The 22,963-nt window shown below is 70.5% G+C and carries 19 protein-coding genes; 8 read left to right on the top strand and 11 right to left on the bottom strand.

Annotation, left to right across the window (positions count from 1 at the left end; translation table 11 throughout):
• The first annotated feature begins 13 nt into the window (after positions 1–13).
• Positions 14–1,447 carry a dihydrolipoyl dehydrogenase family protein gene (locus ACU6XJ_RS03170; protein WP_476306717.1) on the top strand — a complete coding sequence of 478 codons (1,434 nt, stop codon included), beginning with the start codon at positions 14–16 and terminating at the stop codon, positions 1,445–1,447.
• Between the two features lie 14 nt (positions 1,448–1,461).
• Here ACU6XJ_RS03170 and ACU6XJ_RS03165 read toward each other — a convergent pair whose 3' ends face one another.
• A complete protein-coding gene (locus ACU6XJ_RS03165; RefSeq protein ID WP_476306716.1) occupies positions 1,462–2,724 on the bottom strand; it encodes a hypothetical protein in 1,263 nt (420 codons plus the stop codon).
• A 205-nt stretch (positions 2,725–2,929) separates the two neighbouring features.
• Between ACU6XJ_RS03165 and ACU6XJ_RS03160 the strand changes: the two genes are divergently transcribed.
• From ACU6XJ_RS03160 to ACU6XJ_RS03150, 3 genes are all read left to right on the top strand, one after another.
• The gene (locus ACU6XJ_RS03160) at positions 2,930–4,396 is read left to right on the top strand and encodes a S8 family serine peptidase (RefSeq protein WP_476306714.1); all 1,467 of its coding nucleotides are present in this window, start codon (positions 2,930–2,932) and stop codon (positions 4,394–4,396) included.
• Positions 4,397–4,639: 243 nt separating this feature from the next.
• Positions 4,640–5,143 (top strand): DUF3145 domain-containing protein, encoded by a 504-nt coding sequence (locus ACU6XJ_RS03155; RefSeq protein ID WP_476306711.1) that lies wholly within the window; start codon positions 4,640–4,642, stop codon positions 5,141–5,143.
• A 30-nt stretch (positions 5,144–5,173) separates the two neighbouring features.
• A complete protein-coding gene (locus ACU6XJ_RS03150) occupies positions 5,174–5,737 on the top strand; it encodes a hypothetical protein (protein ID WP_476306708.1) in 564 nt (187 codons plus the stop codon).
• An 882-nt stretch (positions 5,738–6,619) separates the two neighbouring features.
• Here ACU6XJ_RS03150 and ACU6XJ_RS03145 read toward each other — a convergent pair.
• The 6 genes from ACU6XJ_RS03145 to ACU6XJ_RS03120 form a co-directional block, all read right to left on the bottom strand.
• Positions 6,620–8,071: an acyl-CoA carboxylase subunit beta gene (locus ACU6XJ_RS03145; RefSeq protein WP_476306705.1), complete on the bottom strand. Its 1,452-nt coding sequence runs from the start codon at positions 8,069–8,071 to the stop codon at positions 6,620–6,622.
• 25 nt (positions 8,072–8,096) lie between these two features.
• On the bottom strand, positions 8,097–9,326 hold the full coding sequence (locus ACU6XJ_RS03140; RefSeq protein WP_476306704.1) for a beta-ketoacyl-[acyl-carrier-protein] synthase family protein: 1,230 nt from the start codon (positions 9,324–9,326) through the stop codon (positions 8,097–8,099).
• Complete coding sequence (locus ACU6XJ_RS03135; RefSeq protein WP_476306702.1) at positions 9,323–9,562, bottom strand: acyl carrier protein; 240 nt, start codon at positions 9,560–9,562, stop codon at positions 9,323–9,325. The genes ACU6XJ_RS03140 and ACU6XJ_RS03135 overlap by 4 nt, the downstream gene beginning before the upstream one ends.
• Positions 9,563–9,623: 61 nt before the next feature.
• Positions 9,624–10,601 (bottom strand): beta-ketoacyl-ACP synthase III, encoded by a 978-nt coding sequence (locus ACU6XJ_RS03130; protein ID WP_476306700.1) that lies wholly within the window; start codon positions 10,599–10,601, stop codon positions 9,624–9,626.
• On the bottom strand, positions 10,598–11,521 hold the full coding sequence (locus ACU6XJ_RS03125; RefSeq protein ID WP_476306698.1) for an ACP S-malonyltransferase: 924 nt from the start codon (positions 11,519–11,521) through the stop codon (positions 10,598–10,600). The genes ACU6XJ_RS03130 and ACU6XJ_RS03125 overlap by 4 nt, the downstream gene beginning before the upstream one ends.
• Positions 11,522–11,741: 220 nt before the next feature.
• Positions 11,742–12,947: a PucR family transcriptional regulator gene (locus ACU6XJ_RS03120; RefSeq protein WP_476313779.1), complete on the bottom strand. Its 1,206-nt coding sequence runs from the start codon at positions 12,945–12,947 to the stop codon at positions 11,742–11,744.
• Between the two features lie 214 nt (positions 12,948–13,161).
• On the opposite strand from ACU6XJ_RS03120, the gene ACU6XJ_RS03115 reads away from it, so the two are divergent.
• Together ACU6XJ_RS03115 and ACU6XJ_RS03110 are read left to right on the top strand one after the other, a co-directional pair.
• On the top strand, positions 13,162–14,703 hold the full coding sequence (locus ACU6XJ_RS03115; protein ID WP_476306696.1) for an alpha/beta fold hydrolase: 1,542 nt from the start codon (positions 13,162–13,164) through the stop codon (positions 14,701–14,703).
• Positions 14,704–14,877: 174 nt separating this feature from the next.
• A complete protein-coding gene (locus ACU6XJ_RS03110) occupies positions 14,878–15,675 on the top strand; it encodes a membrane protein (protein WP_476306694.1) in 798 nt (265 codons plus the stop codon).
• A 488-nt stretch (positions 15,676–16,163) separates the two neighbouring features.
• On the opposite strand, the gene ACU6XJ_RS03105 is transcribed toward ACU6XJ_RS03110, so the two are convergent.
• Entirely contained in the window at positions 16,164–18,872 is a 2,709-nt protein-coding gene (locus ACU6XJ_RS03105) for a helix-turn-helix transcriptional regulator (protein ID WP_476306691.1), read from the bottom strand.
• A gap of 160 nt (positions 18,873–19,032) precedes the next feature.
• Between ACU6XJ_RS03105 and ACU6XJ_RS03100 the strand changes: the two genes are divergently transcribed.
• Together ACU6XJ_RS03100 and ACU6XJ_RS03095 are read left to right on the top strand one after the other, a co-directional pair.
• The gene (locus ACU6XJ_RS03100; RefSeq protein WP_476306688.1) at positions 19,033–19,671 is read left to right on the top strand and encodes a nicotinamide mononucleotide transporter family protein; all 639 of its coding nucleotides are present in this window, start codon (positions 19,033–19,035) and stop codon (positions 19,669–19,671) included.
• 63 nt (positions 19,672–19,734) lie between these two features.
• Positions 19,735–20,976, top strand: coding sequence for a M14 family metallopeptidase (locus ACU6XJ_RS03095; protein ID WP_476306686.1), 1,242 nt, complete (start codon positions 19,735–19,737; stop codon positions 20,974–20,976).
• 16 nt (positions 20,977–20,992) lie between these two features.
• On the opposite strand, the gene ACU6XJ_RS03090 is transcribed toward ACU6XJ_RS03095, so the two are convergent.
• From ACU6XJ_RS03090 to ACU6XJ_RS03080, 3 genes are read right to left on the bottom strand one after another with little or no spacing between them, the layout of a single operon-like run.
• Positions 20,993–21,391: a hypothetical protein gene (locus tag ACU6XJ_RS03090; protein WP_476306684.1), complete on the bottom strand. Its 399-nt coding sequence runs from the start codon at positions 21,389–21,391 to the stop codon at positions 20,993–20,995.
• Between the two features lie 3 nt (positions 21,392–21,394).
• A complete protein-coding gene (locus tag ACU6XJ_RS03085) occupies positions 21,395–22,591 on the bottom strand; it encodes a DUF6973 domain-containing protein (protein WP_476306682.1) in 1,197 nt (398 codons plus the stop codon).
• Positions 22,588–22,950, bottom strand: coding sequence for a type VII secretion target (locus ACU6XJ_RS03080; RefSeq protein WP_476306680.1), 363 nt, complete (start codon positions 22,948–22,950; stop codon positions 22,588–22,590). Before ACU6XJ_RS03080 ends, ACU6XJ_RS03085 begins: the two co-directional genes overlap by 4 nt.
• Between the last annotated feature and the right edge of the window lie 13 nt (positions 22,951–22,963).

Genomic DNA, 22,963 nt, shown 5'->3' with positions numbered 1-22,963 from the left:
GAATACCTCTCACATGTTGATTCGTGTTGCCTCGCACCGGTTCGTGCGGTGGGCTGAGGGTGTGGAATTCGATGTTGTGGTGATCGGCGGCGGCCCGGTCGGCGAGAACGCCGCGGCCCGCGCCGCGCAGGGCGGCCTGCGGGTGGCGCTGGTGGAGAGCGAACTCCTCGGCGGTGAATGTTCCTATTGGGCCTGTATGCCGAGCAAGGCCCTGCTGCGCCCCGGCCACGCCTTGGCCGCGGCCCGCCGTGTTCCCGGGGTGAGCGCGACCGGTCTCGACGCGGGCCAAGTGCTGGCCAGTCGGGACGAGTTCACCTCCCACTGGGACGACGCGAGCCAGGTTGAATGGGCGGAAGGCGCCGATATCACCGTGATCCGCGGCCACGCCCGTCTCGCCGGGGAACGCACTGTCAGCGTCGACGACCGTGAGGTGCGTGCCCGCCACGCCGTCGTGGTGTGCACCGGCAGCGTGCCGTGGGCGCCGCCGATCGACGGGCTGGCCGAGGTGCGGGCCTGGGGCTCCCGCGAGGCCACCTCCGCCAAGCAGGTACCTGCGAGCCTCGCCGTCCTCGGCGCGGGCGTTGTCGGCGTCGAACTGGCACAAGCTTGGGCGCGGCTGGGCTCGAAAGTCACCGTCGTGGCCGTCGAGGACCGCCCCTTGGAGCGCATGGAGGACTTCGTCGGCGACCTCGTCGCCGATGGCCTGCGTGCCGATGGCGTCGTGTTGCACCTCGGCGCGAAGGTCGGGCGGGTCAGCCGCTCCGACCAAGGCGTCAGCCTCGACCTGGGCGACACCACGGTCACCGCGGAGGAACTGCTCGTCGCCACCGGCCGCAGGCCCAACACCAAGGACATCGGGGTGGAGGCGGTCGGCCTCAAGCCGGGTGAGGCGCTCAAGACCGACGACACCGGTCTGGTGTCCGCTGTGGACGGTCAGTGGCTGTACGCGGCGGGGGATGTCACCCAGTGGGCGCCCCTCACCCACCACGGCAAGTACGCCGCGCGGGCGGTCGGGTCCGCCATCGTGGCGCGCGCCAACGGGGAATCCGGGCTGGACGAGCCGTGGAGCCGCTACACCTCCACCGCCAACCACACCGCGGTGGCGCAGGTCGTGTTCACCGACCCGGAGGTCGCCTTCGTCGGCCGCACCGCGGCCCAGGCGGAGAAAGACGGCCTGCGGGTCCGCGTCGTGGACAGCGACATCGCCGTCGCGGGCTCGGCCTTGCACGCCAAGGACTACAAGGGCATGGCGCGCATGGTCGTGGACGAGGACCGCCGGGTGATCGTCGGCCTCACCTTCGTCGGCCAGGACGTCGCGGAGATGCTGCACGCCGCGACCATCGCCGTTGCGGGGGAGGTTCCCTTGGACCGGCTGTGGCATGCGGTGCCCGCGTTCCCGACCATCAGCGAGGTCTGGCTCAGGTTGCTGGAGTCCTACGGCCTGTGACTTTCGCGGGCTGATCAGCCGGTGACGGGGACGCGGAGGGCGCGTTCGAGGAGCGTTTTCAGGCCGATGTCCTCGGGATTGGTCGATTCGTTCAGCCACACCGCTTGGACAATGCGGACTCGGGCGCCGTCGCGCGAGCTGGTGTAGGCGGCGGCGTCGAACGAGGCGGGGCCGCCCTGCCAGCTTTTTCCCGCGCGGACCAGGTCGTTGACGGAGCCGAAGCCGGGGGTGTCCACCAGCTTCTGGAACTCCTCGGCCGCCGTGGCGTCGGTCAGGCGGACGATCGCTACCGAGACCGCGGCGGGCCGCTCGCCGACCTTGGCCTCGAACAGGCCGCGGATCAGACCGCCGCAGGGATGCTGGGACAGCCACACCTGGGCGTCGCCGTAGGCGTTGCCCGCGCAGTCGATGTCGCGGGACGAACCGCGCGGAGTGAACTGGGTTCCCTCCACATCGGAGGGTTCGGCGGCCACTGTGGACGGCGGGGCCGCCGCCGGGTCCGGCCTGCTGCCCACCAGGATGCCCACGACCAGGACCAGCACCACCAGGGCGGCGGCGGCCGCCGGCAGCAGGTAGTGCCAGAGGGGACGGCGCGGGCGCGTGGGCGGGGTGCCGTCGGTGACGCGGGGGATGAGGGTCGTGGTGGCGGTGGCCAGGTCGGCGGTGACCGCGTCGGGGAAGCCCTCGGCCATCAGTTCGGCGGTGCTCAGACGCGCGTCCGGGGTGAGTGAGGCGATGATCTGGCGGGCGCCGTCCACCGAGCACGGGCGTTCGCAGGTGGCCAGCTCACGCGCCGCACCCAGCAGTGAGGCGGGCGTGGGGTGCAGCACGCGGATGCCGCGGTTGAGGTCGCTGGTCGGCTGGAGCACCTGCTGCACGTAGGGCCCGACCGCGATCACGGTGCTGACCGGCAGCGGCTCGGTGCCCGCCACCTGGAGCCTGCGGGTGATCTGGGCGACCGCGGTCAGCGACTCGGCGATCGGGTTGACGGCGCCGTCGGGGCGCACCAGCGGCCAACCGTCGGACTTCCAGCCCTCGGTGAGTGGTGCGTCCAGGCGGACCGCGGGGTTGGGGAGGTCGACTCCGACTACCACGAGCACGCCGCGCGGCAGGACCAGCACGGCGTCCACCGGCTGGGCACAGCCGGTGATCGGACCACCCAGCAGGGCTACGCCGCCGAGCACCTCGTCGGCACTGCCCATGGTGGCCAGCGCGGCCCGCAGGTCGGCGGCAGATCCCGCCCCCTGCGACTCCGTCGACAGCCGGACCAGCCGCACTGCCTGCCACCTCCTAGGGCGATCACCACGCCTGTCGGAGCAACGGTATCGCCCGGCCGGACGGTCTACAGCACTGGACATCGATTGCGAACCAATGTCACATTTAGTGAGCTTTTCGCCTGATTGATCGAGACACGATGGAGGGTTCACCCCCTGCGCCCTCCGCCGCGATCCCTGTCGCCGGACCGTGCTCCTAGGAGGGCAAGTGAGCGCACGAAGGTCTCGTTGTAGAACCGGGGTGCTGGTCGCGGGTTTGCTCGCGGTCACCGCGATGACAGCACCCGCCGCTGCTCAGACCGGAGGAGCGCCGCTGTCCGCGGTGCTCGCCCAGCAGTTGGACCACCTCACCGGGTCGCTCACCGTGATGGTGCACGGTGCCGATCTCGCGGCCGCCGAGCGTGCCGTCCGGGACACCGGGATGACCAAGATGAGCAGCTTCGACAAGATCGGCGTGGTGGCGGCACGCGCCACCGCGGCGCAGATCACCGCGGCGCGCACCGCGAAGGGTGTCACCTACCTGGAGGGCGATCAGCCGATCCGCTTTTTCAACGACTCCTCGCACAAGGCCACCCGCGGGCTGGAGGCGATCAACACGCTCAAGGGCGCCAACGGGCTGGCGCTGGACGGCACCGGGGTCTCCGTCGCGGTGATCGACTCCGGGGTGGACCCGAATCATCCGGCGTTCCGCGGCGCGGGCGGGGCGAGCCGGATCGTGCGCAACCTGAAGGCGGTGTGCCTGGACGAGACCGGCGGGACCGGCTGCGTCTTCGACGTGCCGGGCTCGACCGACACCGACACGCTGTCCATCGGCGGCCACGGCACCCACGTCACCGGCATCGCGGCCGGTGGGCCGGTGCGGCTGACCGACGGTCGGGACGTCAGTGGAGCGGCGCCTGGCGCGAAGGTGGTGTCCATCTCGACCGGCGCGGCCATCCTGATCCTCGGCGCGGACTCGGCGTTGAACTGGGTGCTGGAGAACCACGCCAAGCCCTGCGGCGACGCGAAGCCGCTCAGCGAGTGCCCGCCGATCAAGGTGATCAACAACTCCTGGGGGCCCGCGGGCGGCGGCGCCTTCGACCCGAACTCCACGACCGTCAAGCTCCAGCGCAGGCTGGTGCAGGAGGGCGTCGTGGTGGTGTGGGCCAACGGCAACGACGGCGGGGATGGCAGCCAGAGCCTGTCCAACCCGCCAGGCACCGATCCCACGCCCGGCGTGGTCTCCGTCGCCGCCTATGACGATCTCGGCACCGGCAGCCGGGACGGCAGGATCGCCTCGTTCTCCTCGCGGGGCGCGGCCGCCGACCCCGTCACCTGGCCGGACATTTCGGCGCCCGGCAACAGGATTCTGTCGGCGTGCAGGCCCCTGCTGGCGGTGTGTTCGCTGGGTTTGCAGCCCGCCAATGGACCGGGTGCGTTGGATCTGGGCACGTACAACGTGATCAGCGGAACATCGATGGCCGCACCGCATATCGCGGGCATCGTCGCCCAGCTTTTCCAGGCCAGTCCACAGGCGACTCCCGCGCAGATCGAGCATGCGCTGAAATCCACCGCGCACCGTTACTCCGATGGTGTGGTGTATGTGTCCCACGGTGGGTACTTGACCAGTCATGACAAGGGCACCGGGCTGGTCGATGTTGTCGGCGCTGCGTCATCACTGGGTGCCAAACCGTAGATCTGTTAGCGGTGGGTGCGGCTTTTTGTGCAATTCGCCGCACCCGCCGGGACAGATTTGGTTACAGTTCACCTGATGGAGTGACCATGATCCACATTCACCCTGCATAGTGGGGTTGTTCTGGCGAACCCGATGGGTTCCGGGGCAGAATGACGTAGCTGGTTGATCGCTGAATGATCGTCCCGCTTGTCCGAAGAGGCCGTAGGGGAAGACGCGCCCTCGTCGAACAGCGGAGGTCAGCAGGTGAGCACCAGTGGCAGCACCAGTGGGGTGATCTACGTCCACTCGTCGCCGTCTGCGGTCTGTCCGCACGTCGAGTGGGCTATTTCGGGCACCCTGGGTATCCGGGCGGATCTCCGGTGGTCCGCTCAGCCGGCAGCGCCGGGTCAATTGCGCGCGCAGTGCGGTTGGTCGGCCGACGCCGGTACCGGCGCACGTCTGGCGTCGGCTCTGCGCGCCTGGCCGATGACCCGGTTCGAGGTCACCGAGGAACCCAGCCCCGGCAACGACGGCGAGCGCTTCTGCTACGTGCCAGGCCTCGGCCTGTGGCATGCCAAGGCCAGCGCCAACGGCGACATCGTCGTCGGCGAGGACCAGCTGCGTGCCCTGGTGACGAGCAGCAGGGGACCGGAGGCCTTCGCTCACCACGTCCAGGAACTGCTCGGCGCGGCGTGGGACGACGCGCTGGAGCCGTTCCGCCATGCCGGTGACGGCGCGCCGGTCACGTGGTTGCATCGGGTGGGCTGATCGGCTCGGGCGCTATGGCAGGCTGCGGGTATGCGTGGTGCGGTGCTCCGATGGCTGCCCCTGTTCGTGGGGGTCGTGGCCGTCGTCGCCGTGCTGACCGGGTTGCTGGCCCGCTCGGTGTACCAGGCGGGTTCGCCCGCGCCCTCGGCCACCGTGATCACCACCCCCGCAGGCCCGCCACCGGGTCCGCTCAACCCGCAGCTTTCGCCGGACGCCTCGGACCACCCCAACGCCGGTGAGGTCCGTTCGCTGATCCTGTTGCACTTCGAGGCGATCAACCGCCGGAACTACGAGGTGTGGAAGACGACGGTGATCTCCCGCCGGGTGCGGGACAACCCGGAGTCGAAGTGGCGGGAGGAGTTCCGGTCCACTCAGGACGGCAGCCTGGTGATCCACCGCATCGAAGCGGGCCCGCAGGGCGCGTTGACGTTGATGATGACGCTCACCAGCACGCAGAATCCCGAGGACGGCCCACCCGACGCCCAGTTCGACTGCCTCAACTGGCACGTCGCCTACTCGGCGGTCCGCGAGAACGGCACCCTCAAACTCGACGCAGGCCAGCCGCACAGTGCCATCTACCGCCGCTGCGAGTGAATTTCACGCTGAGAGCGACTTCCGGAGCCACCGATCCGGGGGAGCGACCCGGGCACTTCTCCCGGCGGTCATGATGTCGCCCTGGGAGAGCATGGTGTTCCCCTGCGGCGTCATGATGTCGACGCGGGGCGACATCATGGGTTTGTGCTCAGGCGCCCCCGAATTCACAGTCTAGGGCCGGTAGCGGCGGATTCGGTGGACATACGCGCTGTGTGGATTCGGGCATCAGCCGTGGATTCGGGCATCGGAGGATCGTTGGGATCGACGGAATTGCGCGGTGGCTTGTCCGAAGAGGGTCGCCCGCGCGTTGTATTCGGATTCGCGGGCGCTCGATTTGGCGGAGATGGTAGGCCGTTTCCGTGCTGAGGTGCTGAGGTGCTGAGGTGCTGAGGTGCTGAGGTGCTGAGGTGCTGAGGTGCTGAGGTGCTGAGGTGCTGAGGTGCTGAGGTGCTGAGGTGCTGAGGTGCTGAGGTGCTGAGGTGCTGAGGTGCTGAGGTGCTGAGGTGCTGAGGGCGGCGTGGAAGAGCGCTGTGGGTTTGCCGCACCATGGCCTGAGGTTTTAACCGTACGTCGCCGATGGCGATGGCTTCCGCCCTCGCCGATCTCATCAAGTGGTGTAGGGCCGCGTCCATCGCCTGCCGCACTCTCCGCGGGCTTTCAGTTGAACCCCGCTGATGGCGATGGCCTCCGCCCGTCGAGCAGGGCGAGCGGGTATGAGAGCGCGCGCTCGTCTGTTGCAGCGTGGCATGGGGTGCTGCCGGGCTCCGCTGATGGCGATGACCTCGGTCCCGCCGGCCGCACTGTGCGGTGGAGCGGGGTGGAGTTGGGCCGGAAACTGGCAGGTGCCGGGCGATTTGGGGCGCCCGGCACCTCGCGTCCTTGCTACAGCGGGATGTTGCCGTGGGCGCCGCGGCCTGCGGGGGCGGCGGCCAGGGCTTCGGCTAGGCGGCGGCGGGTGTGGGCGGGGTGGATCACCTCGTCCACCACGCCGATGGCGAGGGCGCGGTTGACGCCGCCTGCGATCTTTTCGTGTTCGGCGGCCAATGCGTCGTGCAGGGCGTCGCGGTCCTCGTCCGAGGCGGCGGCCAGTTTGCGGCGGTGCAGGATGCCTACTGCTGCTTTCGCGCCCATGACGGCTACCTGGGCCTCGGGCCAGGCAAAGACGGCGGTGGCGCCCAGGGAGCGGGAGTTCATGGCGATGTAGGCGCCGCCGAAGGACTTGCGGGTCACCAGGGTGACGCGGGGGACGACCGCCTCGGCGAAGGCGTGCAGGAGTTTGGCGCCGCGGCGGACCACGCCTTCCCATTCCTGGCCTACGCCGGGGAGGTAGCCGGGGACGTCCACCAAGACCAGCAGGGGGACGCCGAAGGAGTCGCACATGCGGACGAAGCGGGCCGCCTTCTCCGCCGACGCCGAGTCGAGGCAGCCGCCCATGCGGAGGGGGTTGTTGGCGATGACGCCGACGGTGCGACCGCCGAGACGGCCAAGGCCCACGATGATGTTCGGCGCCCACTTGGGCTGGAGTTCCTCGAAGACGGCGGCCTGGCTGTCGGTCGGGTCGGTGTCGTCGAGGATGCGGTGGATCAGCGGGCGCACGTCGTAGGCGCGCTGCGGCTGTTCGGGCAGCAGCGCCCGCAGGTCGTCCTCGGACTGCACGGTCGCCAGGTTGAACAGGCCGGGACGGGCGAACAGGCCGGTGACGCTGCGGGCCCGCAGGTAACCGTCGGCCTCGCTCTTGGCGACCATGTGCACCACGCCGGACTTCTTGCCGTGCGCGGACGGGCCGCCCAGGGCCTCCATGTCGATCTGCTCGCCGGTGACGCTGCGCACCACGTCGGGGCCGGTGACGAACACCCGGCCCTCGGGCGCCATGATCACCACGTCGGTCAGGGCCGGGCCGTAGGCGGCGCCGCCCGCGCAGGGGCCGAGTACCAGCGAGATCTGCGGTACCCGGCCGGACGCCCTGATCATGGCCGCGAAGACCTGGCCGACGCCGTCGAGGGCTTCCACGCCCTCGGCCAGCCTCGCCCCGCCGGAGTGCCAGACCGCGATGACCGGGCAGCGTTCCCGCACCGCGACATCGATGGCCTCGACGATGTGGCGGCAGCCTTCGGCACCCATGGCGCCACCCATCTTGGTGGCGTCGGTGCAGTAGGCGATCACCTTGGCGCCGTCGATGCGGCCGCGCACCGCGTAGACACCGCTGGAGTCGCGGGGACGCAGCGGCGCGAGCGTGTCGGGGTCGAGAAGCTGTCCGAGCCGGACTTCCGGATCACGGGGATCCGGCTCGTGGTCGGTCAACTGGCTATCCGGTCGGGTGGCCAGTGCGGTCATGGTGCTCCCTCGCGAAGCGTGCGAATCAGGCTGGGGTGAAGGCGAGCGCCACGTTGTGGCCGCCGAAACCGAACGAGTTGTTCACGGCCGCGGCCAGTTCGACCTTGCGTGGCTCACCGGTCACCACGTCGAACTGCACCCTCGGGTCCAGGTTGTCCAGGTTCAGCGTCGGCGGGATGACCCCGTCGTGCACCGACAGCACGGTGCTGATGGCCTCCACCGCACCCGAGGCCCCGAGCAGGTGGCCGTGGGCGCCCTTCGGCGCGGTCAGCACCGGGTGGTCGCCGATGGCTCGCTTGATGCCCAGCGGCTCGATCGCGTCGCCCACCGGGGTGGACGTCGCGTGGCAGTTGACGTGCCCGACGTCGGCCGGGTCCAGCTCGGCGTTGCGCAGCGCGGCGGTGATGGCCCGCGACTGCCCGATGCCCTCCGGGTCGGCGGCCGTGATGTGGTGGCCGTCCGAGCTCAGGCCGATGCCCGCGAGCTTGCCGTAGATCTTCGCGCCGCGGGCGCGGGCGAACTCGGCACGCTCCAGGACCAGGATTCCGGCGCCTTCACCGAGGACGAAGCCGTCCCGGTTGACGTCGAACGGACGCGATGCCCGCTCCGGGTCCTCATTGCGGGTGCTCAGCGTCCTGGCCTGCGCGAACCCGGCCAGCGGGATCGCGGTGATGCAGGCCTCGGCGCCACCAGCGAGCACCACGTCGGCCTCGCCGCTGCGCAGCATCCGGAACGCCCAGGCCAGCGCCTCGGCACCGGATGCACAGGCCGAGACCGGCGCGTGCACACCCGCCTTGGCCTGCAGGTCGATGCCGACGTGGGCGGCGGGCCCGTTCGGCATCAGCATCGGCACCGTCAGCGGCGAGACCTTGCGCAGGCCCGCCGACTTGAGCAGATGGTCCTGGTGCAGCAGGGTCAGCGCGCCACCGATCCCGGTGCCGATCACCACGCCCAGCCGCTCGGACTCGACCTTGGGGTCTCCGTCGAGTCCGGCGTCGGCCCACGCCTGGCGGGCGGCCACCATGGCGACCTGCTCGCAGCGGTCCAGCCGACGGGCCTCGACCCGCGGCAGCACCTCGGTGGGGTCGACGACAAGCTGCGCGGCGAAGTGCACCGGCAGCTCGTACTCCTGGACCCAGTCCGCTTCGATCTTGCGGACTCCGCTGCGGCCGGCCAGAAGGTTTTCCCAGGTCGACGCGACGTCACCGCCGAGCGGTGTCGTCGCGCCGAGCCCGGTGACGACGACGTCAGTCATGCGTTCGAAGCGATGTAGTTCACCGCATCGCCGACGGTCTTGAGGTTGGCCAGCTCGTCGTCGGGGATCTTGACGCCGAACTTGTCTTCCGCCTGCACCGCGATCTCGACCATGGACAGCGAGTCGACGTCGAGGTCGTCCACGAAGGACTTCTCCTCCGTCACGTCGTCCTTGTCGACGCCCGCGACTTCCTCCACGATCGCCGCGAGTTCCTTCAGGATGTCCTCGTTCGCCACGTACGTTCCTCTCTCTGGTTCTCATCCGCGGCTGCGCCGCCGGAAGATCTTCTGGTGAAACTCAGGGACAGATCACCACTTGGGCCGCATACGACAGGCCCGCTCCGAAACCGACCAGCAGCGCGACATCACCGCTTTCGATCTCGCCCGCCCCGCGCATGTGGTCGATCGCCAGCGGGATCGACGCCGACGAGGTGTTCCCCGAGTACTGGATGTCGCGGGCCACGACCATGTCCTCCCTGGCGCCCGCCGCCCGCAGCTTCTTGGCGATGGCGTCGATGATGCGCAGGTTGGCCTGGTGGGGGACCAGCACGTCGATGTCGGCGGGCGTGAGCCCGGCCGCCTCCACCGCCTTCAACGCGGTCGGCCAGATCTGGGTGGTGGCCCAACGGAAGACCGACTGTCCTTCCTGGTGGATGAACGAGCGCCGGTCCTTGACGTAGATCATCTCGGCCAACTCGCCCGCGCTGCCCCAGGTCACCGGGCCGATGGACGGGGTCTCCGACGGGCCGACCACGGCGGCACCGGCGGCGTCGCCGAAGATGATGCAGGTGGCCCGGTCGGTCCAGTCGATCCAGTCGGTGAACCGCTCGGCGCCGATCACCAGCACATTGCCCGCGGTGCCCATCCGCACCAGGTCGGATGCGGTGCCCAGCGCGTAGCAGAACCCGGCGCAGGCGGCGTTGAGGTCGAAGGCGCCCGCGGCCTTGATGCCGATCCGGTGCGCGGTCTGCGCCGCGGCGTTGGGGATGGTGGTCTCCATCGTGCAGGTCGCGATCAGCACGGTGTCCACATCGGACGGGGTGAGGCCGGAGTTGGCGATGGCCTTGGCGCCCGCCTCCGAGGCCAGGTCGACCAGGGACTGGTCGGGGGTGCAGAGCCTGCGCTCGATGACGCCGACCCGGTCGCGGATCCACTCGTCGTTGGTGTCGACGGTCCTGGCCAGGTCGTCGTTGGTGACCACGCGGTCTGGCTGCGCGCTGCCGAAGCCGAGGATGCGGCTGTTTCCGGTCGGTTGGCGCACGGTCAGGCTGGTCACTGGGCGGCTCCGTCGATCAGTTCCGCGACCTTGGCCAGGTCGGCTGGGGTTTTCACGGGCAGCGTCGCGGTGCCGGTCAGCTCGCGCTTGACCAGGCCGGACAGCGTGCCCGCAGGGGGGAGTTCGATGGTCGCGGTGACGCCGCGGGCCGCGAAGGTGCGCATGCACTCGTCCCAGCGGACCGGCAGGGTGACCTGGTCGACCAGCCTGCGCAGCACCTCGGCGCCGTCGGCCACCGCCGCGCCGTCGGCATTGGACAGCAGCGTGTGGCTCGGGTCGGCGGTGCGCACGTCGGCGGCCTTGACGCGCAGCGCGTCCTGGGCGGGCTTCATGAAGCGGGTGTGGAAGGCGCCCGCCACCTTGAGCGCGATCACCCTGGCGCCCTCGGGCTTGTTGTCGGCCAGCTTCTGCAAAGCGGGAAGCTGGCCGGCGGCCACGATCTGGCCCGCGCCGTTGCGGTTGGCCGGGTCGAGGCCGTACTCGGACAATTTGTCCAGGATGGACTGCTCGTTCTTGGACATGACCGCGGACATCCCGGTGGGCTCCAGCGCGCAGGCGGCGGCCATCTCGGCGCCGCGGACGGCGGCCAGCGCCACCGCGTCGTCAGGGGAGAGCACCCCCGCGATGGCGGCCGCGGCCAACTCGCCGACGGAGTGACCGGCCACGATCATCGTCTCCGGCAGCCGCACCGCCGTCCGAAGCTGCTCGAAGGCGAGCAGCGCGGTGGCGACGACCAGCGGCTGGGTGACCGCGGTGTCCTTGATCTCGTCGGCGTCGGCCTCGGTGCCCAGCCGCACCAGGTCCAGCCCGATGGCCTCCGACCACCCGGCCAGGCGGGCTTCGGCGCCGTCCGTTTCCAGCCAGGGCTTGAGCATGCCTGGCGACTGGGAGCCCTGTCCGGGCGCGAGGAGCGCGATCACAATTGCCCACTGAACACGGTCACCCCGCACCGCTGGCATGCCGCCGGGTACGAATACCGGACCCGGATCGTTGTCGAGTGTCTACAACTGTGAGCCCGGAACGTGTCCCGACCGGGGGAAATACTTGTGGAGGTCAACGAGGGCCGCGGTGTGATCCCGGTGTCACTTGACGTTGCCGCGCGTTCACTCAGATGGCCCAGTTAACCCTGCTGAACTGCGATTACAGCAATCCGCGGGATTTCGCGAGCCTGCCGACCGCCAGCGCGAGGCGCAGCACGAGCGCGTCGCGGGCATTGGACGCCGAGTAGCCCGTCAGCTCGGTGACCCGGCGCAGGCGGTACCGGACGGTGTTGGGGTGCACGAACAGCTGCTTGGCACACGCCTCCAACACGCCGCCGGTCTCCAGGTAGGCGTCCACCGTCTCCAGCAGCGCCCCGCCGGAACCCGTCAGCGGCAGCACCACCCGCTCGACCAGCAGCCGTTCGGCCTGCGGGTCGCCCGCCAACGCCCGTTCGGGCAGCAGGTCGGTGGAGCGGACCGGACGCGGCGCGGCGGGCCAGGCCGCCACCGCCCGCAGCCCGGAGAGCGCGTCGGCGGCGCTGCGGTAGGCCTCGGCCAGGTTCGGGGTGGTCGGGCCCGCCACCACCGGTCCCGCGCCGAACGCCTCGGCGATCTTGGCGAGCACGTCGTTGTCCGACGGGCTGCGCACCGGGCCGCCGAGCACCACGATCAGCCGGGAGCCCTGCACGCTGAGCAGCGCGGCGCGGCCCGCGCGGGAGGCGCGGCTGCGCACCTCGTAGACCACCGTCGGCGGGTCGTCCGACGGCGGGTTGCCGACCAGCACGGTGGCCTCGGCGGCGGGGTCCCAGCCGAGCGCGGCGGCGCGGGAGAGCAGTGACTCCTCGGCGTCGCCACGCACGATGCCGTCCACCATCAGCGCCTCCAGCCGGGCGTCCCAGGCGCCGCGGGCCTCGGCGGCCGCGGCGTAGGAGGTGGCGGCGGCGAAGGCGATCTCGCGGCCGTACCGCAGCACCGCCTCGGTCAGCGAGGCACGTTCGGAGTCGTCGGCGGCCAGCACCGGGATGCGCTGCTCGAAGACGTCGATCGCCACCCGCACCAGTTCGACCGTGCGGCGCAGGCTGACCCAGCGGGCCAGGTCGCGGGGCGCGACCCGGAACGCCTCGGCGGTCAGGCGGATGGTGTGGCTGGGGTCGCGCAGCCAGGACACGAAGCTGGTCACGCCGGTCTGGGTGACCAGCAGGACGTTGGCCCGCTGGTCCGCGGGGAGCCTGCGGAACCAGGTGAACTTGGCCTCCATCGCGGCCAGGCTCGCGGTGGAGATCTCCCCCGAGGCGTGGTCGAGGTCGCGGAGGGTGGCCGCGGACAGAACTGCACCGTTGTGTGCCGGCAGCCGGGCCTGGTCGATTGTGTCGACGGGGTCCGGCTCTACCGGGGACTTGCTGCTCACCTGTCCAGAATCGCATGCACCGAGCGCGGCGAGCGGGCCGACGGGCGGTCCGCCTATCGAGGAGCGCGGCCACCCGGTCGGGGTGAATGTGGGCATCCGCGATGCGGAGCGGCCACCGGCGCGATTAGGTCAGCATGCCGCTCACGCACAAACCATTGGCAGGGAGGTTTACGTGCGCGCAATTCAGCCGGGTTGGACACGCCGAATACTGGCGGCCGCGGCCGTTGTCATGGTGACCATTTCGATCGACGGGGCGAGAGCTTTCCCCGAGGACGCGTCGCGCAATCTCGACGAGTTCTACTCGCAGCAGCTCGAGTGGAGTCCTTGCCGGGCAGGGGAAACCATCGAATGCGCGACGATCGTGGTACCGCTGGACTATGCCAAGCCACAGCAGGAACGCATCTCGCTGGCGATCAGCAGAATGAAAGCCACCGGCGAACGGCGCGGAATTCTGCTGTCCAATCCGGGCGGTCCCGGCGGCAGCGGACTGGGCATGCCGAAGTTCTTCAAGGACACCCCGCTGAACACCGCCTACGACCTCATCGGGTTCGACCCGCGCGGTGTCGGCAGGTCCACCGGCCTGTTCTGTGAGACCAAGCCGGACTTCGCCGCGTTGGACTCCCGTCCCACCGATGACAGTTTCGCCCGATGGGCGGCGTCGGCCAACGCCGCCGAGGTGGGCTGCTCGGAGGGCGGCGGGGCCCTGCGCAAGTTCGTGAACACGCCGACCACGGCCCGCGATATGGACGTCATCCGCGGCGCGCTGGGCGCCGAGAAGATCAACTACGTCGGCTATTCCTACGGCACCTACCTGGGCGCGGTGTTCGGCAGCATCTTCCCCAACCGGCTGGACCGCAGCGTGCTGGACTCCTCGGTCCACCCGGAGTGGATCTGGCGGCACCAGTTCATGGCGCAGGCCATGGCCTACCGGCAGAACGTGGACAAGTGGGCGGCCTGGGCCGCCGAGCGGCACGGCGTCATGCAGCTTGGCAACTCGACGGAAGCCGTGCTGGCGCAGGTGGAGGTGGTCGCGCAGAAGCTGAGCGCCGCTCCGATCGGGAAGTACACGCGGACCGCGTTCGACGGCACGGTCGGGGTCGGCGCGCGGTACCGGCCGCTGTGGGACGACCTCGCGGAGGTCGTGACCAAGCTGCGGGACGGCATCGACCCGAAGACCGCGGGGTCGCTGATGGCCGACTCGGCGCTCGAGGAGCTTCGCCCCGGTGTGTTCAGCACGGTGACCTGCGAGGTCGACTGGCCGCGTGACGAGCAGACCTACTTCGAGGACATGCGCATCTACCGGGACCGCTACCCCTACGGCTACGGCGTGGTGCGGGCCGCGCCGTGGCCGTGCACCTACCGCTCCTACACACCGTCCGAGCAGGTGCCCGCCATCAAACGGGACGGCTACCCGGCGGGACTGGTGGTGCAGGCCGACGGGGACACCCAGACCCAGTACCCGGGCGGTCCCGCGATGGCGGTGCGGCTGAACAACCACCTGATCACCGTCGCCGACGACGGCACGCACGGGCTCTACACCCGCAACGCCTGCGTGAACCAGCATGTCAACCGATACCTGCTGGAGGGAGTGCTGCCGCCGAGCCGGGTGACGTGCCCCGGTGAGCCAAGGCCGGGCGGTGCGGGAGAGCAGAAGCCGACGGATATCGGCGAATTCCTGGAGTCGAAGGCACTTCGTATTCCGGCGGTCCAGTGACACCGGATCTTGAATGCGGAAGATCGAGGATTCCCCTGTGGAGTGAGGCGAAACTGGTGAGAGGGAAATTGATTGACGGTCACCCGAAGGGGGTACCCCTCGGCTTGCTAGGCCGTTCCACCTGCGAAACGATCACAAACACAAGGATTTGCATTGCTGTGGTGAGGAGGAATCGTGGGCGAACAACTCCGTGATGGACTTGGAGCGGCGTGGACCGCAGTGGCCACGTTCGTACCCAAGCTTCTCGGCTTCCTACTCATCCTGCTTATCGGCTGGCTGATCGCCAAGGGCGTGTCCAAGGCGGTTCAGCTGTTGCTGACCCGGACCGGATTCCCCCGCCTGGTGGAAAAGTCTGGCCTAGGCGGGATGCTCGACCGGTCCAAGTTGGACGTGACCGGTCTCATTGTGAAGCTGGTGTACTACTTCATTCTGCTGATCGCGTTGCAGTTCGCGTTCGGCGCCTTCGGCGCGAACAACGCGGTCAGTCAGCTGCTGAACGATGTGGTCGCGTTCTTGCCGAAGATCATCGTGGCGATCGTGCTGGTGCTGATCGCGGGCGCCATCGGGCGTGCGGTGCGGGACGTCATCCGCTCCGCGCTCGGCGGCCGTTCCTTCGGCGCGTTCCTGGCGACCGCGGCCCAGGTGTTCATCATCGCCCTCGGTGTCATCGCGGCACTGAACCAGATGGGCATCGCGATCTCGGTGACGCTGCCGGTGCTGATCACCGTGCTGGCCACCATCGGCGGCATCCTCGTCGTCGGCCTCGGTGGCGGCCTGATCAGGCCCATGCAGCAGCGCTGGGAGGGCTGGCTGGACCGGGCCAACAGCGAGTTGCGCGCCGCCAACGCCAACGCGGCGCAGGCGACCGCTCGGCAGCAGCAGGCCGATATGGGTGCTCCCGGTCAGCGGGTGGCCGACCACGAGTCCCGGCATGGCGCCCACACGGGCAACCCGCCGCGCTCCGATCGCTGAGCGATAACCAGAACCGTTGAGGGGTACCGGGCGCCGCCCGGTACCCCTCACGCTTGCATGCCCAGGTCCACAGTGGCCTGAGAGCGTTTCCCCTGCTGGTCAGCGCATTGATTAAGTACCGGTACGCACTGTTCCCGCGATTGTTTCGCGTCCTTCCGCGACAGAGAGTCGACGTGCCGGGGGAGCTTCGCGTCGTGATGGTGGACCCCGCAATAGATAGGTAGAGGTACCGGTAAGCAGCGCAATTGTTCCCGGCAGGCCCGTGGCGCACAGTGATCGCGGGGGCGCATGCCCGGCCCGCCACAAGGGGCCACTGTGGACGGCCGGGCGCCGGGGGTCCGCGGCGAACAGGGGCGCCGCGGGCCCCGCCCCGAGGCGGTGGGAAAGGCCGCGCGCAGGTGCCGATGGCTTCGCGGACTCCGCTCGAGGGCGTGGGCCGCCGCGCTCGGGCGGGTCCGCGTCGAGGCCCATGACAGCGGCAGGCGGTGTCAGGGAGCGCTGCGGAGGGCGTCGGCCAGTTCGTTGCGGGAGCGGATGCCGAGCTTGCGCATGGCGCCCGCCACGTGGTGCTCCACGGTGCGCTGGGAGAGCACCAGCACGGCGGCGATCTCCCGGCTGCTCTGACCCGCCGCGGCCAATGCGGCCACCTCGCGTTCGCGCGGGGAGAGGCGGTTGCCGTAGCCGCGCCTGCCCCGAGGGGTGGCGGGCGCGGCTCCGTTGGCGCGCAGCATCCCGTTGCAGCGCGCCACATCCCAGTTCGCGCCCAGTTCGGTGAATCCCGCGATGGCGGCACCGAGCCGGTCGAAGGCGTCCTGGGACCGAGCGCAGACCAACAGGCAGCGGGCCGCGCCCTCCGCGCACAGGGCGGCCTCATACGGCCGGGGCAGCCCGGCGTAGGCCCGTTCGGCCCGGTCGTAGTGGTGCGCCGCGGCAGGGAAGCGGCCTGCGCGTTCGGCGGTGACCGCCCGACAGCGGTGCAGCGCCGCCTCGGCCAGCGGCGCCTCGATCTCGGCGACCGCCTCGGCGAACTCGCCGACAAGCTCGCAGGCGGCGCCGACGCCCTGTTGGCGGGACACCGCCTCCACGGCGGCGGGCGCAAGCTCGGCGGCCCACACCCACACGCCCTTGCGACGCAGCCGCGCCATCGCCACCGCGGCGTCGGGGGCGGCCCGCTCGACCTCACCGGCCGCCAGCAGCAGCCGGATCACGGCGCCGTCGGCCATGGCCAGCAGCGGAACGGGTGCGTTGTCGGGGTCGTCCAACCCGGCCACGCCCAGATCCCGCCGCATGCCCGCCCGATCACCCGCGGCGAGCGCGAGCAGACCGCGGATGAGGTGAGCGTCCCCGCACGGGAACGGTGTGCTGCCGGGCAGCGCGATCAGGTCCGTGCACCGCTGCGCCAAACCGGACCAACTGCCGGTGGCGTAGTCCAACAGCAGTCCGGTGGCGTCGGAGAGGTGCGCCGAATAGGGCGCGCCCCAGCGCAGGCTGATCCGCCGGGCTTCGGTCAGGTAGCGCCGCGCGTCGCGATAGCAGCCGATCCGCACCGAGGCGTCGGCCAGGTTGGCATAGCCCCGGCCCAGCTGCCGGTGCTGCTCGGGCGAGACCGGGTCCACCGGGAACCGCTCGACGGCCTCCCGCCGGGCGGCCGGTGTTCCGGTCTGGACGACCAGCGTGGCGTGGTTGCCCAGCACCGCGGTGCGGATCGCCGGGTCGCCGCTCCGCTCGGCCGTGCGCACCGCGCGCTCCATCCAGGCGCGGTTCTCCGCCAGCGTGCCGGGCGCCATGTAGGCCATGCCCAGCACGCCCATGGCGCGGGCGGCGAGCGCGGGCCGGTCCGCCAACTCCTCGATGGCGGTCTCCAACTCCGCCCAGCCCTCCCAGGTCAGACCGACCTGGTTGGACAGCACGAGGCCGATGTTGAGCCGGATCTCGCCACGCACCTCAGGCGGCAGGCCGTCCTCGGCCAGCACCTCGCGCATCAGGTCCAGGGTGGCCGTCGACCGCAGCGCCACGGTCGCGGCGCCCGCCAGCTTCGTGATCAGGCGGATGCGGGTGGACCGGCACATCCGCCGGTCCGCGAGCGCCTCTTGGAGCAGCGCGATGGCGCCCTGGGTGTCGCGGCGGACCAGCGCTTCATCGCAGGCCGCCTCACAGAACCGCAGCCAGTCCTGGCGCCGCCCTGCCTCCCGCGAGTGCCGGGCGAGGCGGGCCCTCGGCGGTGTCGGCAGGGCGGCGAGATGGGTGGCTGCCCGGTCGTGCATGGCTTGGCGGATCGGGCCGGGGACGCAGGCGGCGACGGCTTCGCCGATCACCGGGACGCGGATGCCGTAGTGCCCGCTGGGTGCCTCGGCGAGCGCCCCGCCGCCGAGTGCGGCGAGCAGCGCGGGATGGTTGCGGTCGGCGGGCAGTCCCGCGACAGCGGCGAGGGTGGCCTCGGTGGCCGGTTCCGCGAGGACGGCCGCGGCCCGCACCACGTCGACGGCGTCCGCGGCCAGTTCGGCGAGCAGCGCCGCGGCGGTCTCGTGCGCGGCTGCGGGGTCTTTGACCAGGCGCGGGATGCCGCGCGTTCGGCGCACCAAGTCCTCGGCGGCGGCGTGCTCGACGCCGAGCAGGGACCGCACCTCCTCGGCGTCCAAGGGCGGCACGGTGATCGTGGTCCGGTGCAGCCGCGGACCCGGTGTCCACGCTCCGCCCAGCGGCAGTTCCGCCGTTCGGTAGGTGAGGACCACCGCCAGCCCGCGCGGCGGCGTGGTGAGCAGCATCCGCAGCAGGTCAAGGGTGTCATCGTCGGCCCAGTGCAGGTCCTCGACGACGATCACCGCGGCGGGCAGCGAGGCCAGCACGGCCTGCGCGGCGCGCAGGGTCTGGTGCCTGCGATCCGCGCCCGGTGGCACCCGCGGCGGCAGGCGGTCGGCCAGTTCGGGCAGGTGTCCGCGCAGCGCGCCCGCGACCGGGTGCAGCGGGCTGGGCAATGCCGATTGGCGGATGAGTTCCAGCACCGGTTCCAGCGGCGGCAGCCCCGGCAGGCAGTGCGCCAGCAGCACCGGCGGCGCACCCGCACCGCGGCCGCGGCGGAAGGCGTCGATGAGGTGCGATTTCCCGATGCCCGCCTCGCCATGCAGGCACGTCAGACTCGGCGACCGCCGCACCGCGTCGTGCAGCAGCTCCGCCCTGTTGTCTCGCGAATAGGTCACTTGTGTTCGATTCATGAGTCTGATCGCGGAGTCTAAACGGTCGTGCCTGCCCTCGAAAACTGTCGAGGCTGCCCCGATCCGGATTGCTTCGCGGGGGTGGGAAGAAGCACGATCGATAGCCGGTTGCACCCGTCGACGGGCCGGACTTGGGGGAGTGGACGTGGACTGGTTTCTGCATCATGGGCTGACGATCCTCGGCCAGCACGTGTCGTGGGCCGAGCTTGTCGGCCAGGTGTGCGCGTTGGTCGTGGTCTTCCTGGCCCAGCGCCGCACCCTGTGGACCTGGCCCGTGCAGGTCACCGCCACCGTGCTGCTGTTCAGCGTGTACGCCGCCGCACACCTCGGCGGCCTCGCCTCCCGGCAGATCGCGATCCTGCTGATCTCCGTCTACGGCTGGTGGGCCTGGACCCGCCGTCGCGACGCCGTCTACGGCCTGGTGGTCCGCACCGCATCGACCAGGGAGCGGTGGGCGCTGGTCGGCGTCCAGTTGGGGGGCACCGCCGCGATGGCTCTGGTGCTGGACGCGTTGGACGCGTCGTGGGCGCCGTGGCCGGATGCCTGGATCTTCGTCGGCACCCTGGTCGCCTTCGCCGCCCAGGGACTGGGCCTGGTGGAGTTCTGGCTGGTGTGGCTGGCCGTGGACGCCGTCGGGGTGCCGCTACAGCTTGCCTCCGGCCTGTGGTTCAGCGCGCTGGTCTACATCGTGTTCGCGGTGCTGGTGATCCGCGGCTGGCTGGACTGGCAGCGCACCGCGCGCAAGCAGGTGACAAGTCATGCTTTGTCAACAGACAAGCCTTGACCCGCGTCGAGCCGGGCTGGTGTGTTCCAGGGAGAGACCCTGCTCTCCCGATTGGGGACACCGATGTTCCGACTACCGCTTGCCGCGCTGACCGGCGCGCTGTTGCTGACCTTGCTGCCCGGGCCCGCGGGCGCGGGCACCGCACCGACCACCGGTTTCGAGAAATCCGGCGGCACCCGCTGGACGACCTTCGCCGAAGAGGAGGCGTTCCTGGCCGAGATCGCGCGCAGCGGCAAGGCGCGCGTGGAGCAGATCGGGACCAGCGTTCGCGGCAGGCCGTTGCGGCTGGTCACCGTGGGGCAGCAGACCGGCGACACGGTGGTGTTGTTCGGCTGCACCCAGCATGGCGACGAGCCCTCCGGTCGCGAGGGCTGCCTGTCCGCGCTGCGTGATCTGGCCTACGGCGAGGACCCGCTGCTGCGCAAGGCGAAGGTGCTGTTCGTGCCGACCGTCAACCCGGACGGCCGCGAGGCCAACACCAGGACCAACGCCGAGGGCGTCGACATCAACCGTGACCACATCGCGCTGGCCTCGCCCGAGGCGAGGGCCTTCGCGGCGGTGATCCGAGACCACCGGCCGGATGTCCTGCACGATCTGCACGAGTACGGCGCCACGGCCAAGGTGTACGACCGCGATGTGCTGGCGCTGTGGCCGCGGAACCTCAACGTGGGCAAGCGGGTGCACGACGAGTCGGTGCGGCTGGTCGAGGACTACGCGCTGGCCGACGTGCGCAAGGCCGGGTACACCACCGGGATCTACGGCATCTGGACGGACCCGGACACGGGCAAGCCGATCAAGCAGGTGGCGGGCGACGGGCAGGAGCGCATCCTGCGCAACACCGCGGGCCTGAAGCACGCGCTGGGCATGCTGGTGGAGACCAAGGTCGACAAGGCGCCCGGCGAGGACGCAGTGAGCAACCGCAAGCGCAGGGTCGGCACGCAGATCATCGCGTTGCAGGGCACGCTGCGCCTGGTCGCCGAGCGGCAGCCGAGGATCGAGATGGCCACCGCGCTGAGCCGCGGGCGGGCGGCGTCCAATGTGGACCCGATCTACTTCGGCGGGGCGGACAATGAGCCGCCGCCCGCGGACAAGGTCGAGAAGAACCCGCCGTGCGGCTACCTGCTGACCGCCGCCCAGTTCGCCTCGGTGGGGCCGGTGCTGGACCTGCACGGCGTGCACAGCGAACCGCAGGGGAACGGGCGCCTGGTGCGGATGGCGCAGCCGACCCGACCCCTGATCCCGCTGCTGCTCGACGCCAGGGCGTCCTACCACCTGGTCGCGGCGCAGCCGCGCCCAACCTGCTGAGGCGCCTCGCCCGGGTTCAACGCAGGTAGAGGCGCCCGTCCTCGTTGACCACCAGCGGCTCTCCACCGAGAGTGGCGGGCGAGAAATAGGCATCGAAGGTGACCAGCGCCCGCTCGATGTCCTCGCCCGCCTTGAACACCAGGATGCTGCCCTTGCCGAGGTACACCTCGCCCATCTCGACCTCGCCGCCCACCTGCCGCTCGACCGACTCACGGGTGGCGGACTCGGTGGAGAAGACGTACACGGCATCCCACCGGCCGGGCACCAACTCGCGCAGCGGCACGCTGCCGCCCTCCCGGGTCAGGCTGACCAGCCGCCGGTCGAGTGCGTCATCGCGGTCCAACGGAGTCCCCTTGTCGCCACAGGCGGTGAGCAGAACCAGCGCGCCGAGCAGCGCGACAACCAATCGGCCCATGGCCTACCCGCCGTACTTCTCGTCGTATTCCTTGCCGATGCCGGTCTGCGGGATCTCCACCTCGTTGCTGTAGGCGAGCTTCCCGTCCTTGATGACCACCATCTCACCGTTGCGCACCGCCTGGTCCACCAGCCACAACAGCCGCTCCGGCGAGGCGTTCGGGTTGTCCCGCGCGATCCGGCGCCCGACCTCGTTGTTGTGCAGGTCCATCGCCTCGGCGATCGGTGTGTTCGCACCCGGCTTGCGTTCGTGCGCTGTGGCGTACTTGGCCGCCCAGTCCTCGCCGAACTGGCGGGTCATGGTGGCGTTCCAGTACGCGTGCCGCAGCGCGTCCGATGGCCCGTCGGTCACGCCCGCGCCGTTGTACCAGATGTTGCCGACATGCAGCGCGTTCTTGTAGCCGTCGTAGAACGTCTTGAACTGGAACAGGTCCAGCCCGTCCAGCAGCCGCGCTTCGCTCGCCGAGACCGTGGTCGCCGGGATGCCCAGTTGGCGGGCCAGCCAGCCGCGGAAGCCCGAACTCGGGTACTCGGTGACGCCGTCCGGGTCGTCGTCGACCTGGTACTCGCGGAGGATGTCCTCCAGCGGTTTACGTGCGGTGGCGAAAGACACCGTCTGCGAGACGAACCGGTCGGCCTGCACCGCGAAGGTGGTGAACCGCGCCGCGGCGACTTCGTGCTCGGCGACCACCCGCTGGAGCAGCACGGCACCCGCCCGGAGCGAATTGCCCAGCGCCGCGACCACATCCGGTGCGGCGGCGGTGCCGAGGGTGGCGGCGTCGTGGCCGAGGTCGACCAGGTACTGCGCCAGGTCGGCGTGCTCGCGTTGCGCCGCCTGGAGTTGCCCGGCCAGTGCGCTGAGGGTGGCCGCGGCCCCGGTAAAAACCTCGGCGTCGGTGGCCACGTTCCGGCCGTCGCCCGCGATCCTGGCGCTCGCCGCGTCCGCGGCGGCGCCCGACCAGGCCTCGTTGAGCCGCGAGGCCGAGTCACCTGCGGTGTCCTCGCCCACCGTACGCAGCCCTTCGGCGGCTTCGGTGAACGCCGCCGCCAGGTTCTCCAGCCCCGCCGGGTCGCCGTCGAGATGGCCAAGCTGCCGCAGCGCCTCGGGAAGGACCGCCGTCACGTTCTCCGGCGTCACCTCCGCGGCCAGCGTGGCCAGCCGCGTTGCCCTGGCCTGAAGCTCGCCAGCTCCGACGCTCACAGGATGTCCCCGTCGAACCGCTGCGCCCCCGCGTCATCGGCTGCCGCGTACCGCACGGCGCTGTCGTTCGCGCGGCCCGCCAACTCCTCCAACAACTCGATGCGCTGCCGCAGGTTGTCGAACAGCTCCTGCTGGAACGCCGTGAACCGGTCCCCGCATTCGGACACCGCGAACACCCGCGCCCCGTCCAGCACCGCGTCATCCCACTCGTTGCGCACCGACCGCAGATCCGCCGCCGATCCCTGAAGCAGGCTCGCGACCTGACGCAACGCATCGGTCGAGACCTCGAAGCCGTCCACCATTCCCCCTGTGGATAAGCCGCGAGTGGCCACCGAGGCCTCCCAGGCCTCGGTGGCCACTCACAGGTGTCGA

Source organism: Actinorectispora metalli (assembly GCF_056323685.1).
Note: the sequence above shows the minus strand (reverse complement) of the source record. Positions and strands in the feature narration are given on the sequence as shown.

Bases quoted from the DNA above. Each gene is read 5' to 3' on its own strand.
- ACU6XJ_RS03150 (WP_476306708.1), top strand. From the start codon at position 5,174: ATGCGTGGTGCGGTGCTCCGATGGCTGCCCCTGTTCGTGGGGGTCGTG.
- ACU6XJ_RS03145 (WP_476306705.1), bottom strand. From the start codon at position 8,071: ATGACCGCACTGGCCACCCGACCGGATAGCCAGTTGACCGACCACGAG.
- ACU6XJ_RS03095 (WP_476306686.1), top strand. From the start codon at position 19,735: ATGTTCCGACTACCGCTTGCCGCGCTGACCGGCGCGCTGTTGCTGACC.
- ACU6XJ_RS03170 (WP_476306717.1), top strand. From the start codon at position 14: ATGTTGATTCGTGTTGCCTCGCACCGGTTCGTGCGGTGGGCTGAGGGT.
- ACU6XJ_RS03140 (WP_476306704.1), bottom strand. From the start codon at position 9,326: ATGACTGACGTCGTCGTCACCGGGCTCGGCGCGACGACACCGCTCGGC.
- ACU6XJ_RS03090 (WP_476306684.1), bottom strand. From the start codon at position 21,391: ATGGGCCGATTGGTTGTCGCGCTGCTCGGCGCGCTGGTTCTGCTCACC.